Annotated in this window: 14 protein-coding genes; 7 read left to right on the top strand and 7 right to left on the bottom strand. The window is 70.9% G+C overall.

From position 1 onward, the window contains the following. Positions 1-33: 33 nt before the first annotated feature. Together PV396_RS32465 and PV396_RS32460 are read right to left on the bottom strand one after the other, a co-directional pair. Positions 34-1,386 carry a DUF3152 domain-containing protein gene (locus PV396_RS32465; protein ID WP_319210747.1) on the bottom strand — a complete coding sequence of 451 codons (1,353 nt, stop codon included), beginning with the start codon at positions 1,384-1,386 and terminating at the stop codon, positions 34-36. A gap of 8 nt (positions 1,387-1,394) precedes the next feature. Then, the gene (locus tag PV396_RS32460) at positions 1,395-2,423 is read right to left on the bottom strand and encodes an alpha/beta hydrolase (protein ID WP_319210745.1); all 1,029 of its coding nucleotides are present in this window, start codon (positions 2,421-2,423) and stop codon (positions 1,395-1,397) included. Positions 2,424-2,588: 165 nt separating this feature from the next. Between PV396_RS32460 and PV396_RS32455 the strand changes: the two genes are divergently transcribed. From PV396_RS32455 to PV396_RS32440, 4 genes are all read left to right on the top strand, one after another. Further along, positions 2,589-2,861 carry a hypothetical protein gene (locus PV396_RS32455; RefSeq protein WP_319210743.1) on the top strand — a complete coding sequence of 91 codons (273 nt, stop codon included), beginning with the start codon at positions 2,589-2,591 and terminating at the stop codon, positions 2,859-2,861. Positions 2,862-3,034: 173 nt separating this feature from the next. Continuing rightward, the gene (locus PV396_RS32450; protein ID WP_319210741.1) at positions 3,035-3,676 is read left to right on the top strand and encodes a TetR/AcrR family transcriptional regulator; all 642 of its coding nucleotides are present in this window, start codon (positions 3,035-3,037) and stop codon (positions 3,674-3,676) included. A gap of 135 nt (positions 3,677-3,811) precedes the next feature. Then, positions 3,812-4,039 (top strand): DUF3107 domain-containing protein, encoded by a 228-nt coding sequence (locus tag PV396_RS32445; RefSeq protein WP_319210739.1) that lies wholly within the window; start codon positions 3,812-3,814, stop codon positions 4,037-4,039. 202 nt (positions 4,040-4,241) lie between these two features. Further along, the gene (locus PV396_RS32440; protein ID WP_319210737.1) at positions 4,242-4,511 is read left to right on the top strand and encodes a hypothetical protein; all 270 of its coding nucleotides are present in this window, start codon (positions 4,242-4,244) and stop codon (positions 4,509-4,511) included. Positions 4,512-4,569: 58 nt separating this feature from the next. Here the strand turns inward: PV396_RS32440 and PV396_RS32435 are convergent, their stop codons facing one another. Continuing rightward, positions 4,570-5,352: a ferritin-like fold-containing protein gene (locus PV396_RS32435; RefSeq protein WP_319210735.1), complete on the bottom strand. Its 783-nt coding sequence runs from the start codon at positions 5,350-5,352 to the stop codon at positions 4,570-4,572. A gap of 479 nt (positions 5,353-5,831) precedes the next feature. Between PV396_RS32435 and PV396_RS32430 the strand changes: the two genes are divergently transcribed. Next, a complete protein-coding gene (locus tag PV396_RS32430) occupies positions 5,832-8,759 on the top strand; it encodes a DEAD/DEAH box helicase (RefSeq protein ID WP_319210734.1) in 2,928 nt (975 codons plus the stop codon). A 456-nt stretch (positions 8,760-9,215) separates the two neighbouring features. After that, entirely contained in the window at positions 9,216-10,106 is an 891-nt protein-coding gene (locus tag PV396_RS32425; RefSeq protein WP_319210733.1) for an alpha/beta hydrolase, read from the top strand. 68 nt (positions 10,107-10,174) lie between these two features. On the opposite strand, the gene PV396_RS32420 is transcribed toward PV396_RS32425, so the two are convergent. After that, the gene (locus tag PV396_RS32420; RefSeq protein WP_319210731.1) at positions 10,175-11,074 is read right to left on the bottom strand and encodes an NYN domain-containing protein; all 900 of its coding nucleotides are present in this window, start codon (positions 11,072-11,074) and stop codon (positions 10,175-10,177) included. A gap of 209 nt (positions 11,075-11,283) precedes the next feature. Between PV396_RS32420 and PV396_RS32415 the strand changes: the two genes are divergently transcribed. Continuing rightward, the gene (locus PV396_RS32415) at positions 11,284-11,436 is read left to right on the top strand and encodes a hypothetical protein (protein ID WP_020136747.1); all 153 of its coding nucleotides are present in this window, start codon (positions 11,284-11,286) and stop codon (positions 11,434-11,436) included. Between the two features lie 111 nt (positions 11,437-11,547). Here PV396_RS32415 and PV396_RS32410 read toward each other — a convergent pair whose 3' ends face one another. The 3 genes from PV396_RS32410 to PV396_RS32400 all read right to left on the bottom strand — a co-directional run bounded on the left by PV396_RS32410 (position 11,548) and on the right by PV396_RS32400 (position 13,969). After that, positions 11,548-12,153 (bottom strand): MarC family protein, encoded by a 606-nt coding sequence (locus PV396_RS32410; protein WP_319210727.1) that lies wholly within the window; start codon positions 12,151-12,153, stop codon positions 11,548-11,550. A gap of 112 nt (positions 12,154-12,265) precedes the next feature. Then, the gene (locus PV396_RS32405; RefSeq protein WP_319210725.1) at positions 12,266-13,123 is read right to left on the bottom strand and encodes a PHP domain-containing protein; all 858 of its coding nucleotides are present in this window, start codon (positions 13,121-13,123) and stop codon (positions 12,266-12,268) included. Between the two features lie 204 nt (positions 13,124-13,327). Then, complete coding sequence (locus PV396_RS32400; RefSeq protein WP_319210723.1) at positions 13,328-13,969, bottom strand: DUF6758 family protein; 642 nt, start codon at positions 13,967-13,969, stop codon at positions 13,328-13,330. Between the last annotated feature and the right edge of the window lie 116 nt (positions 13,970-14,085).

The following is a 14,085-nucleotide window of genomic DNA, read 5'->3' as shown; positions in this document are numbered from 1 at the left end:
CCACCGGTGTCAACGTGACACCTGAGCCATGTGTCAACTTCCGGGGAACGGCCAGGGGTTGGCCCGGCAGTGGATCCCGTCGTGGTCGAGGAACTTGGTCTGCTGCTGCATGACCGGGGCGAGTTCGCCGTCCTTGTCGCAGGTCACATGCCCCTTGCCCAGACGATGGCCGACCTCGTGGTTGATCAGCATCTGCCGGTATGCGTAGATCTTGTCGCCGTAGGTCACGGACCCCTGCGCCCATCGATACGCGTTGATCATCACGCGGTCGGTGGCCGCCGAGTCGCAGGACACGTTGTCCTCGGTGGTGTCGAGTTCGGACTTGGCGCACCAGAAGGCGGTGGTGCCGGGGCTGGCCAGGGTGATCACGAAGTCGGGCTTGCCGGAGGAGATCCGCTCGAACGTACGGCCGCCGTTGTGCGCCCAGCTGCGGTTGTCGTTGAGCGTCTTCTGCACGGCCTGCGCGAACAGTTCACCGTCGAGCCCGAGCCCCTGCTCGACGTCCACCCGGTACCTGTACTTCTGCCCCGTCCCCGGCGCCTTGGCGAACCCGCGGATCGCGTCGAACTTCCCGGAGCCCTTGAGGGCCGCTCCGAGCGCGTACTTTTTGACCATCTTCTGGTCGTAGGTCAGCGTCGCCGCCGCGTCCGGTGCGGCGGGAACGGCGTCACTGCGCGCCCCCGAGTCCCCGTACCCCCGTACGTCCTGGCCCGAGCCGCTCGCGGTCTGTGTCCGGGTACCGCCGTCGTCGTCCGTCTGGCCGCTGGTGACCTGCCCGGCCACGACGACCGCCAGCACGGTGGTGACGGCGGCCGCCGCGATCCCGGTGAACGCCCGCCCCTTGCCCCCCTTGCCCTTGACCGCCGCATCGGCCGCCGGCGCGTGAGCGTCGCCGGTCCCGGGCGTGTCGGAGGGGTGCGAGGTCCGGACGCGGGGCGCGAAGAGGTCGACGTCGTCGGCTACGGCGCCGTGCGCGCCCGTTCCCTCGAAGGCGTCGACGTACGCCTGCCGGGGACCGGAGACGGGCGGGGGCGCGGGCCACTGACGCGGTATGGCGGGACCGACCCCGGGCCGCCCGCCCAACTCGCCCCAGCCACCGCCGGCTTCACGCTGCTCAGGGTGTCCGCCTCCCCGGACCCGGGGGAAGCCGTGGGCGGGGGTTCCCTCCGGGAGACGCGGCGTCCCGTGCGCCGGGGTGCCGTCGGAGAAGCGCGGGAAGCCGTGAGCGGGCGTGCCGTCGGGAACAGGGAAGGGGGGGGCTTCCTGCCCCTGTTGAGGTTGTAGCCCCTGTTGAGGCTGCCGTCCCTGTTGACCCACAGGGGTGTTCGCCGTGTTGCCCGTACTCGGGCTGCCGCCGGATCGACCGCGCCGGCTGTGACGTCCCACCTCGCGTCTCAGCTCCCCGCGTTCGCGGCGTCGACCCTGCTGCCGACCGTCCTCGCTGCCACAGTACCGGCATCCGCCGTCAACTCACCTGCGTCCTCGAGCAGTTCACGGAAGGCCGACGCCACGACCTCCGGGTACTCCATCATCGCCACATGTCCGGCGTCGGGCAGCGTCAGCAGCCGGGAGTCACGGAAGGCACGCGACGCGCGCTGGGCCATGCGGAAGGCGACGAGCTGGTCCCGGCCGCCGTAGACGAGGAGCGTCGGTGCGAGCACGCGCTCGGCCTGACGCCACAGTCCGTGCTGTCCGCCGAGCGTGTACGCGTTGACGATCCCGCGCGCGGAACGCGCCATCGCGTCCCAGAAGTACGGCAGTTGCAGCCGCCTTTCCATCTCCTCGACCGCGTTGCGGAATCCCTCGGGCGTCACCTGCCCAGGATCCCCGTAACAGAGCGCGGTGACCCCGCGGACGCGCTGTTCGGCGCTCCAGTCCTTGGTCAACCGGGTGAACAGACGGGCCACGCCGGGCAGGGCGAGCAGCCCGGTCGGCACCGCGTTGCGCTGCACGCGGATCTCCGGCAGCGCGGGCGAGACGAGCGTGAGCGTGCGGACGAGGTCGGGTCGCACCGCCGCGACACGCGTGGAGACCGCGCCGCCCAGCGAGTTGCCGAACAGGTGCACGGGACCGCGTCCGGAGGCGTCGAGGTAGCGGATGACGGCACGCGCGTGCCCGGTGACCGAGTAGTCGCCGTCGTCCGGTGGCGGAGAGTCACCGAAGCCCGGCAGGTCCAGCGCCTCGCTGTCGACGAGCTCGTCGTTCAGCGGCATGAGCGCCGACCAGTTCTGCGACGAACCGCCCAGGCCATGGACGTACAGCGCGGGCGGCAGTCCCTCGCGCGCGGGGGGCCGTGACCGCACGGTCAGTGTGATCCCCGGCAGACCGACCGAGCGCAGCCGCTCACCCTCCGCGACCCTGACGGGAGTCACCTTGGGCAGCACGTTGGTGGCCGACACGTACGGCAGCTCGGTCGAAGACATGCGGCAATGTTACGAGACGATCACGCAGGGGTTCGTGTGTTCGGCATCACAGGCGGGGTTCGCGGTCGCACGGGGACCCGATCGCATGGCATCCCGCCTCTGTGTCTCCTACGCTCGTAAACAGGGCACCCGTAGGAGAACCACACCCCTGGAAGGGAGCCCAGCATGGCCGCCGACCCCACCGACCCCAAGGCTTTCGAAGAAATCACGGACCCCGAAAATGCCGAGAACCCGGGGGACCACGAGGACTACGAAGCTGAGGACGACACCACCGAGGTCGCCGTGGAGGCCCCCGAGGGCGACGCGGCCGAGCAGCACAGGGAAGTCACCCCACAGCACGACGAGCGGCTGACCGGCGAGAACACGGACCGCGCCAACGAGGCCGACCTCGCGGAACAGGCCCGCGTCGTGGAACTGGACGAGGACGACTACCGGTAGCCGTCCATGTATTCCGCACCCAGCCCAGGATTTGTTGCCATTTGAGCAGATAGACCGGAACATACAGTCGCTCGGTCGAGGAATTTCTGCGCTTGGACCGCGCACACCAGGGTTACCGAAAAGTACGATGGCGGCGCGGCGCACACCGCATGTGGACGAAATTGGGAGGCGGCGTGACAGCCATCGAGCAAACTGAGGCGGCACGCCCGCGGGGCACGCGGTTGCCGCGTCGCGCCCGACGGAACCAGCTGCTGGGCGCCGCCCAGGAAGTGTTCGTGGCGCAGGGCTACCACTCCGCCGCGATGGACGACATCGCCGAACGGGCCGGCGTCAGCAAGCCGGTGCTCTACCAGCACTTCCCGGGCAAGCTCGACCTCTACCTCGCCCTGCTGGACCAGCACTGCGAGGCACTCATCGAGTCGGTCCGTACGGCCCTGGCCTCGACCTCCGACAACAAGCAGCGCGTCCGGGCGACGATGGACGCGTACTTCGCGTACGTGGAGGACGACGGCGGCGCCTTCCGCCTGGTCTTCGAGTCCGACCTGACGAACGAGCCCGCCGTGCGCGAGCGTGTCGACAAGGTGACGCACCAGTGCGCGGAGGCGATCTCCGAGGTCATCGCCGAGGACACCGGCCTCTCCCCCTCGGAGTCGATGTTGCTGGCCTCCGGCCTGGGCGGACTCTCCCAGGTGGTGGCGCGGTCCTGGCTGCACAGCGACCGCAGCGTCCCGCGCGATCAGGCGGTCCAGTTGCTGGCCTCACTGGCCTGGCGCGGCATCGCAGGCTTCCCGCTGCACGGCACCGAGCACCACTGACCGCCCGTTTGTTCCCACTCGTTGTTCGCTCCTGGCGTTCCCGCGCGGAACATCAACGTCCCCTCACCGGGCTAATGTGTGCTGGGTACGGCGCGGACGCCCGCGCACTTCACTGACCGTCGGAGGGACATAGCCGTGGAGGTCAAGATCGGCGTGCAGCACGCGCCCCGCGAGATCGTTCTGGAGAGCGGTCAGAGCGCCGAGGAGGTCGAGCAGGCCGTGGCCGATGCGCTGGCCGGTAAGTCGGCGCTCCTGAGCCTCGTGGACGACCACGGCCGCAAGGTCCTGGTGCCGGCCGACCGTCTCGCGTACGTCGAGCTGGGCGAGCCGACGGTCCGCAAGGTGGGCTTCAGCGCGCTGTAGGGCACGGACGACACGTATGTGGGTGGGGCCCGGCGGTCTTGAACCGCCGGGCCCCACCCATGTCCGCGCCAGTGTTCGTGCCCGCTGTCGATGTTCACAGGTTGACCACACGTCACCCTTACAAGGGGATTGCCCTGCGCAGGTCACGGGTATGACGGGCTGAGAACGTCACGCGCCGGCACGCTGTGGGAGGGACCCCGACATGTTCTTTGAAGCACTCGGCTCCGCGATCCTCGGCCTCGCCCTGGCCTGGGCGGCGGCCCGCCGTCTGCCCGACCGCCTCCCCGCGCGCCACCTGGTCCTGTCGACGGGAGTGGCCGGAGCCCTTTTCGGCGCCTTCCTGACACACAGTGCGCTGAGCGCCGGCCACTTCGTGCTGATCCTGCTGGGCGCGACGGCCGTCAGCGCCGCGTCCCTCTCCCTGCTGCTCCGCCCCAAGGGCGGTTTCCGCCGATCATCGGCGACGGCGTAGCCGTCGCCGACAGGGGCGCGGGGAACTGCGCGACCAGCCACCGCGCACCCGCAGACAACTACGCGGCCAGCCCCAGCGCAGCCATCCGCTTCGTGTGCGCCTCGGTGATCCTGGAGAACATCCGGCCGACCTCGGCGAGGTCGAACCCGTCCGCGACGCCGCCGACGAGCATCGTCGACAGTGCGTCACGGTCGGCCACGACCCGCTGCGACTGCGACAGCGCCTCGCCCATCAGCCGCCGTGCCCACAGCGCGAGCCGCCCGCCCACCCGGGGCTCCGCGTCGATGGCCGCGCGCACCTTCTCCACGGCGAAGCTGGCGTGCCCGGTGTCGTCGAGGACCGCCAGCACCAGCTTGCGGGTGTCCGCGTCGAGGCGGGCGGCGACCTCGCGGTAGAAGTCACTGGCGATCGAGTCACCGACGTACGCCTTGACGAGCCCCTCCAGCCAGTCGGAGGGCGCCGTCTGCTTGTGGAAGCCGTCGAGCGCGGCGACGAACGGCTCCATCGCCTGCGTGGCGTCGGCGCCGATCTCCGTGAGACGGTCCCTGATCTGCTCGAAGTGATGGAACTCCGCGGACGCCATCTTGGCCAGTTCCGACTTGTCGACGAGGGTCGGCGCCAGCTTGGCGTCCTCGGCGAGCCTCTCGAACGCGGCCAGTTCGCCGTACGCGAGCGCGCCGAGCAGGTCGACGACGGCGGCGCGGTACTGGGGGTCGACGGCAGCCTGCGCCCAGTCCTGGGCCGCGACTCCGGTGGGTGCGGGAGCGGCTTCGGCCGCGGTCTCTGCTGCGCTTCCGTCGGGGGTCGCGGGGCTACCGGAGGCATTGTCAGACGTCGTCATGAAGCGCACAATAGCCCGCTGACCGCGGCGTGGAAGTCCCTGCTCAATCAGTGTGACGACCACTACGTGACCGAATCGGCCATCGCATGTGCGCGATTCCGGGGTATGGTGGTAATGCGCCCGCTGAGTTGAAAGACGTAGCTCGACGGGCCACACGAATGAGGATGCCCGGTCGGTGGCCCGATCGGCTCCGACCCGACAGCTCTCCTCATCCGTACGGCACGATGCGTACGGAATTCGGAGGGACCCTCAGCGGTACGAGCGCTCGAGCGTCGGCAGTGGTCCCGTGCCACTCGGCCCGCCCGTGAGGCGGCCGAAGTCCCCGGCCCGGTCCCGACACGACCCCCGCGCTCGCCTCGCACCGCGTACACAGAAGAGGCATTGCCCTGACTACGACTTTCCGGGATCTCGGAATCCTTCCCGAGACCGCCGAGGCGCTCGAAGCCGTCGGCATCATCACTCCCTTTCCCATCCAGGAGATGACCCTCCCCGTCGCCCTCACCGGCACGGACGTCATCGGCCAGGCCAAGACCGGCACCGGCAAGACGCTCGGCTTCGGGCTCCCGCTCCTCGAGCGCGTGACCGTCCCCGCCGACGTCGAGGCCGGCCGCGCCCAGCCCGAGCAGCTCACCGAGGCCCCGCAGGCCCTCGTCGTCGTCCCGACGCGCGAGCTGTGCCAGCAGGTGACGAACGACCTGCTGACGGCCGGCAAGGTCCGTAACGTGCGCGTTCTCGCCATCTACGGCGGCCGGGCGTACGAGCCGCAGGTCGAGGCCCTCAAGAAGGGCGTGGACGTCGTCGTCGGCACCCCGGGGCGCCTTCTCGACCTCGCCGGCCAGAAGAAGCTGAACCTGAAGCACGTCCGCGCGCTCGTCCTCGACGAGGCCGACGAGATGCTCGACCTGGGCTTCCTGCCCGACGTCGAGAAGATCATGAACATGCTGCCGGCCCGCCGTCAGACGATGCTGTTCTCGGCGACCATGCCGGGCGCGGTCATCGGTCTCGCGCGCCGCTACATGTCGCAGCCCACGCACATCCGCGCCGCCGCGCCGGACGACGAGGGCAAGACGGTCGCGAACACCGCGCAGTACGTCTACCGCGCGCACAACATGGACAAGCCCGAGATGGTGGCGCGGATATTGCAGGCCGAAGGCCGGGGACTGGCCATGGTCTTCTGCCGTACGAAACGTACGGCGGCCGATCTCGCCGACCAGCTCTCCCAGCGTGGCTTCGCCTCCGGCGCCGTCCACGGCGACCTCGGCCAGGGTGCCCGCGAGCAGGCGCTGCGCGCGTTCCGCAACGGCAAGGTCGACGTCCTCGTCTGCACGGACGTGGCGGCGCGCGGTATCGACGTCGAGGGCGTCACGCACGTCATCAACTACCAGTCTCCCGAAGAGGAGAAGACGTACCTGCACCGCATCGGCCGTACGGGCCGCGCGGGTGCCAAGGGCATCGCGATCACGCTGGTCGACTGGGACGACATCCCGCGTTGGCAGCTGATCAACAAGGCGCTGGAGCTGGACTTCAACGACCCGCCGGAGACGTACTCCACCTCTCCGCATCTGTTCGAGGATCTGAGCATCCCGGCCGGCACCAAGGGTGTTCTGCCGCGCTCGGAGCGCACACGTGCCGGCCTGGGCGCCGAGGAGCTCGAAGACCTCGGTGAGACGGGCGGACGCGGTGGCCCGCGCGGTCGCGGTGGCCGCAACTCCGGCCCGGCGGCTGCTTCCGCGCCGTCGGCGGAGCGGGAGCGCCCGGCGCGTACGCCGCGCAGCCGCCGCCGCACCCGTGGCGGTGCCGCCACGGACGCGCAGACGACCCCGGTCGCGTCGACCACCCCGGTCGGCGACGCGGTCACCTCGTCCGAGCAGCCGACCGAGCGCCGTACGCCGCGTCGCCGTCGCCGTACGCGTGGTGCCGCCGCCGAGCAGGTGACGGCCCCGACGGCGACGTTCGTCCAGCCGTCGGCCGAGGCCGCGGTCGCGACGGCGGAGGGCACGGCTCCGGAGTCCGCGGAGCGGCCGCGCCGCCGCCGCACCCGCAGGACGGCGGAGGACGCACCGGCCGCCGTCACACCGACCGAGACCGTCACCGAGGCACCCCAGGCCGAGGCCCCGGAGGAACTGCCCCGCCGCCGTACGCGCAAGGCGGCCGAGCCGACACTGACCACCCCGGCCCAGGCCCTCCCGACCGAAGCCCCGGCAGCGCCCGAGGCCGAGGCCACGGAGGAACAGCCCCGCCGGCGCCGTACCCGCAAGGCGGCGGAGCCGGTCGTCGAGACCGAGGTCGTCGCGGAGACCAAGCCGCGCCGCGCACCCCGCAAGGCGACGGCGACTGCCGAAGCCGCCGTGGACACCGCCGAGGCCGTGGAGGCCAAGCCGCGCAGGACGGCCGCCCGCAAGGCGACCGCGACCGCGCCGGCCGCGGAAGCCGCCGTCGACACCGCCGAGGCGACCGAGGCCAAGCCCCGCCGCCGTACGACCCGCAAGGCCGCCGAGCCCGTCGTGGCCGTCGTCGAGGCCGCTGCGGAGACTCCGGAGCCCGAGGCCGTGAAGCCCCGCCGGACCCGCAAGGCCGCGGTGGCCGCCGTCGACACCGCCGAGGCGGTCGAGGCCAAGCCGCGCCGTACGACCGCGCGCAAGACCGCCGCGGCGAGCGCGCCGGCAGCCGAGGTTGCCGTCGAAGCGGTTGAGGCGAAGCCGCGCCGGACAGCGCGCAAGGCCACCGCGGCTACCGCCCCGGCTGCCGAGGCCGCCGTCGACACCGCTGAGGCGGTCGAGGCGAAGCCGCGTCGTCGTACGACCCGTAAGGCCGCCGAACCGGCGGTCGTGCCGGAGACGGTCGACATCCCGGCCCAGCCGACCTCGGCCGACGCCCCGGAGCCGAAGCGCCGTGCGACCCGCAAGGCGACGGCACCGGCCGCCGAAGCTGTCGTGGACACCGCCGAAGGTGTCGAGGCCAAGCCCCGCCGCCGTACGACCCGCAAGGCCGCCGAACCGGCGGTCGTCGCGGAGCCGGAGGCAACCGAGGCGAAGCCGCGCCGTACCCGCAAGGCGGCGGCCACGGCCGCCGAGGCCGCTGTCGACACCGCCGAGGCCAAGCCGCGCAGGACGGCCGCCCGCAAGGCGACCGCGACCGCGCCGGCCGCGGAAGCCGCCGTCGACACCGCCGAGGCGACCGAGGCCAAGCCCCGCCGCCGTACCGCGCGCAAGGCCGTCGAGGTCGTCGCGGACATCCCGGCGCAGGCCACCGAGGAGCCGAAGCCGCGTCGCCGGACCCGTAAGGCCGCCGAACCGGCGGTCGTGACGGAGACGGCATCGGAGGCCGCAGCCGAGGCGAAGCCCAGGCGCCGTGCCACCCGCAAGGCCACGGTCACCGCGCCCTCCACGGACTCCGTGGAGGCCTGACCCCCTGAGGGCCCCGGCCCTCCGCAGTACCGGCCACCACCAGACGGCCCGGACCACCACCAGGTGGCCGGGCCGTCGGCGTTCCCGCCGGCGCCTGTCCGGCGGAGCAGGAGCCCCGGAGCGGGGCACGCCGCCGATGCGTCGCGCCCCCCAGCCCGGACGCACCCGCCCGCTGTTGGCGCAACGCCGTTCTCTCCGGATCCGGCCTCCCGGGACAGACCCCGTCCCCACCCCGTGCCCCGCGACATCCGCCTGGACGCCCCCTACAAGACCCGCCGCTTCTGCGACAGCCCCCTCAGCCCGGCCAGACAGACTCGCCCGACCCCCGCCACCACCACTCCCCCGACCCGCCCACCGAGAACCCGCAGCCCCAGCCCACACCTGCTCACTCACCCCCTCACCCACGCCGCCGACCTCCCCTGCCCTCCTCTCACCTCCTCCGGATAACCTCGACGCATGAGCAGGCCCGCGACCTTCGCCCCGCCCCCCGGCGCCCGTGCGTACGCCCTGCGTACCGCGCGTGGTGAGTTCGCCGTCATCGACGCCTCCGTCGGCGTCGGTGCCGAGCCGAAAGGGACCGTTCTGCTGCTGCCCGGGTTCACCGGCAGCAAGGAGGACTTCATCTCGCTGCACGAGCCGCTGGCGGCGCGCGGGTACCGTACCGTCGCCGTGGACGGGCGCGGCCAGTTCGAGTCGCCCGGCTCCCGGGACGACGAATCGGCGTACGCACAGGCCGAGTTGGCGCAGGACGTGCTCGCCCAGGCGGCAGCCGTCGGCACCCCCGTGCACCTCGTCGGGCATTCGCTCGGCGGGCAGATCGCCCGAGCCGCCGTCCTGCTCGACCACACCCCGTTTCTCTCGCTGACCCTCGTCTCCTCCGGTCCCGCCGAGATCTCCGAGGCGCAGCAGCAGCGCGCGAAGCTGCTGCGGGACGCGCTCGCCGTGATGAGCATGGCCGACGTCTGGGCGGCCATCCAGGCCATGGACGACCCCCAGAGCGGTGGCGGCGACCTCGACTCGGTGGACGCCGTGGACGCCGGGCTCGACGACCGCGAGGACCTGCGCCGGCGTTGGATGGGCAACAGCCCCGCTCAACTCGCCGCCACGGGGCTTCAGTTGTGCACGGAGCCGGACCGGGTGGCGGAGCTCGCCGCCGTACCGCTGCCCTTCCATGTCCTGTCCGGTGAGGAGGACGGCACCTGGGCCGTCCCGCTGCTCGACGACATGGCCGTACGACTGGACGCGCACCGGACCGTCATCGCGGGCGCCGAACACTCCCCCAACACGGACCGTCCCCTGGAGACCGCACGCGCCCTGGCCGACTTCTGGGACACCCTCGAGCGGTAGCGGTAGCGGGTAAGCAGAACCGGCAAGCAGTGGTCGGCAATTCACCGGAATGGCCTAGTGTCGCCAGCCTAGTACTGCGTCTGCAGATGCTCCCAGAAGCCGTCCCGCAGCGCCCGCCGCAGTTCGGCCTGGCCGCGCAGCGAGTACTGCAGCAGCCCCTCCGCCTCCACCAGCAGATCCTGATCGACGGAACCGGGCAGATACGGATGGCCGGGCAGCAGTTCGACCAGTGCCTCGCGCCCCCGCGCCGCCAGCCACTTCGCCGCGATCTGCGCGCCCACGAACCGCACGTCCTCGCGCGTGGGCCGCGCCCCTCCCGACGCCTCGTAGGTCGCGGCCGTGCGCCGGGCGACGTACGGCTTGAAGAAGTCGAGGTCGAACGTGCGCTGGCTGTCGACCTCCCACAGCAGCGGCTCGGCCTGGTTGCGGCCCTCGGGCGCCTCGATGCCCCACAGGTGGACGCGGGCGCCGTACCCCTGCGCCGCCTCGACCGCCGACACCAGGTCCTCGTCGCCGCCGATGAGCGCGGCATCGCTGATCGCGCGGTGCCGAGCCAGGGACTCCAGGTCGGTGCGGATCAGCGAGTCGACACCTTTCTGCTGGTTGTTGGCGTTGAGGTTGCCCAGGCGGACCTTCACATCGGGGAGTTCCGCGATCGACTGCTGCTCGATGGTGTGGATGCGGCGCCTGGCACCGTCGTACCAGTAGACCCGGAGCAGCCGGCTGTCCGCGAAGATCGTGCGAGCCTTGTCGATGAGCGCCTCGATGAGACCTTCCGCGTCCAGCTCGTAGGAGCGGCGGTCCTCGGTTCCGGCGACGAGCCGTCCCGCCGCCGCGTACAGATATCCCGCGTCGACGAAGATCGCATGCGTCGAGGGTGTCTTCGCCACCTCGGCGAGCATGCGGTGGAGGAGTTCGTTCGTGCGGTCGATGCGGGCGCTCAGTTCCGCGTGGTCGTCGTTGTTCATATGCCGTCCATTGTTCCGGCGGTCACGCTTCGAACACAACCGGTCCCGGTCAGTCTCCTGCACAGCTTGTGTGCGGCTCTTACCGGTCAGTAGTTAGGCGTTCGAAAAATTTATTTAGCGTAGGGAATGTTCGTAACACGCGGGTAGTTGACTACCTACGTAACCAAGTAGTTCTCCTCAGGAGGATGACCAGACGAAGGGAGAAGCCCATGCGCTTCGAAATCATGCGTCTCGACGATGTCGACGGAACCCCCGTTGACAGCACGGTCGTGGACGCCGCCTCCGTCAACCGGATCGTGCAGCAAGCAGCCGCCATAGGGCAGCGCCTCTGGATCCGCCCGGCCGACACCACGGCCTCATAACGCGCCAACGCGCGGACGCCGCTCGCGGACGACGAGCAGACTTCAGAACCCCCGTACGGCACCCATGCCGTACGGGGGTTCTGCGTACGAACCTCGTCGCGGTCAGCCGGCTCAACTCTGCTGGATCACCTGGGTGATCCCGTTGATGATCTGCTGCACGGCGATCGCGGACAGCATCATCCCGGCGAGCCGGGTCACCAGCACCACGCCGCCGTCCTTGATGACGCGGATGATCAGCAGCGAGTACCGCATCACCACCCACAGCACGACATGGACGGCCAGGATCGCCGCCCACACCGACACCTGCATGGCCACGCCGTCCGCCTTCTGGACGGCCAGGATGACCGACACGATCGCACCGGGGCCCGCGAGCAACGGCATCCCCAGCGGCACGAGAGCGACGTTCACGTCCTTGGTCTGCTTGGGTTCGTCCGTCTTGCCGGTGAGCAGGTCGAGGGCGATCAGCAGGAGCAGCAGCCCGCCGGCGATCATCAGGGCGGGCACGGAGACGTGCAGATAGTCCAGGATCTGGTGCCCGAGCAGCCCGAACACGGTGATCACACCGCCGGCCACACACACCGCCTGGAACGCCATCCGCTTCTGGACGCGGGCGGGGCGACCGGCGGTGAGCGCGAGAAAGATCGGGGTGATCCCAGGGGGATCCATGATCACGAACAGGGTGAGGAAGAGCGAACCGAAAATGGCGACGTCGAACATGGGTGGGCGAGCCTTGCGTAGATACGGGAAGCGGGGAGGGCGCAGCGCAGAGCGGCACGGCGCATGTGAGGTGAGGTGAGGTAAGACGAGAAGGGAGGCCGCGGCCCAGGGCTCAGGCTCCGCCGGTTCCCGGTACCGGGAACGCGCCTGTGGCCCGCCGAGTGATCTCGCCGTACACCTCGGGGTCTGTCGTGTACTCCCCGAGCACGCAGGTCTTGCGGCTGCCGTGGTAGTCGGACGAGCCGGTGCCCAGCAGCCCCAGCTCCGCCGCGAGGCCGCGCAGTCGCGACCGGGTCGCCGGTTCGTGGTCCATATGGTCGACCTCGATGCCGTCGAGCCCGGCGGCGGCCAGCTCCGCGATCACCGACTCCGGCACTGTCCGCCCCCGCTTGCTCGCGGCCGGGTGCGCGAACACGGCAACCCCGCCGGCCCCCTTGATCAGGCGCAGCGCCTCGAAGGGGTCGGTCTCGTGCTTCGGTACGTAGGCCCGGGCGCCGTCGGCCAGCCAGCTCCCGGTGAAGGCGTCGTTCACGGTCGGTACGACACCCAGCTCGACCAGCGCGGTGGCGACGTGCGGCCGGCCCACGGAACCGTCACCGGCGATCCGCGCGACCTGCTCCCAGGTGATCGGTACGCCCAGCTCCTGCAGCTTGGCCACCATGGCCCGGGCCCGCGGCACCCGGTCGTCCCGCACCAGCTCACGCTCGGCGAGCAGCTCGGGTTCCTCGGGGTCGAACAGGTAGGCCAGCATGTGCAGGCTGATTCCGTCGAGCCGGCAGGACAGCTCGGCCCCGGTGACCAGCGTGAGCCCGGCGGGCAGCGCGGCGATCGCCTCGGCGTACCCCCGGGTCGTGTCGTGGTCGGTCAGCGCGACGACGTCGAGCCCGGCAGCGGCGGCGTTGCGCACCAGCTCGGCGGGCGTGTCCGTACCGTCGGAGGCCGTGGAGTGGCAGTGCAGATCAATGCGCACGGTGCGGACTCCAGGCGGCGACGAAATGAACAAGACACGCCAAGCATACCGGCCCCAGAAGCCTGCGCGTCACACCCGAACTATGAGAACACCCCTTACACGAGCCGTCCGTAGGGGCGCGGGGAACTGCGCGACAAGCCCCCACCGGCCGTGAGCCCGCCACACACCAGCCGCCCCCGGACGATGTCGGCCCTGAAGAACGCCCTAAGGCTGAAGCAACCGGGGCGACAACGCCCCACACGGCACCAACTCCACCTCGGCCCCCGCATCCCGCAGATCCGTCAGCACCAGCTCGTCATACATCAACAACCCCGACTGCTCGGGCCACACCACCGCCCACAGCCAAAGCCCCAGCGCCTCACCCGCGAATACCGCACGATCGTCGGGGCCGCCCGCGACATGCCACAGCGGCGTCGGCCGCCCCGCAGCCAGCACCTTCGCCTCGGCCGGCTTCTCGACGTTCATGTACGGCCCCGGATCGGGCCCGTCGATGCCCGCGTACCGCGCACCGAGTCCGACGCCGAGTTCCTCCGCGACCAGGATCAGCTCGCCCATGCCGCCGAGGGGGCCGGGGCCCGTACAGGCCACCGCCGTCGCACGGCCGCCGCTGCGGTCGTCGCCCGCGCAGCCCACGCCCGTGAACAGCCAGCCGACCGGCAGCGGCCACGGCATCCACACCGGCACCTGCGTGCGGTGCACCACGACACTGAGGGCCTCGACGCTGGGCGGGATCACGGGCTGCAGCGGATGCACCGTCCCGTGCGCATCACACTGCCAGGAGTCGGAGAAGAGTCCGGGAGCCCTGACCCGGCCACCACACTTCGGGCAACTGGGTTCGCCCCTCATAGAGCCCCACGGTCCTCCCCGTCCTTCCTCCCGTCAAGGACGATCACCCGTCCGGAGTGACAGGTTTCCACCCTTTCCATCAGACGAAATAGATGTAGCTTGCATTAATTAGCTGA

The organism is Streptomyces sp. ME02-8801-2C, assembly GCF_033793965.1.
Classification (GTDB): domain Bacteria; phylum Actinomycetota; class Actinomycetes; order Streptomycetales; family Streptomycetaceae; genus Streptomyces.
The sequence above is the reverse complement of the archived record's forward strand: the minus strand, read 5'-3'. Positions and strand labels throughout refer to the sequence as shown.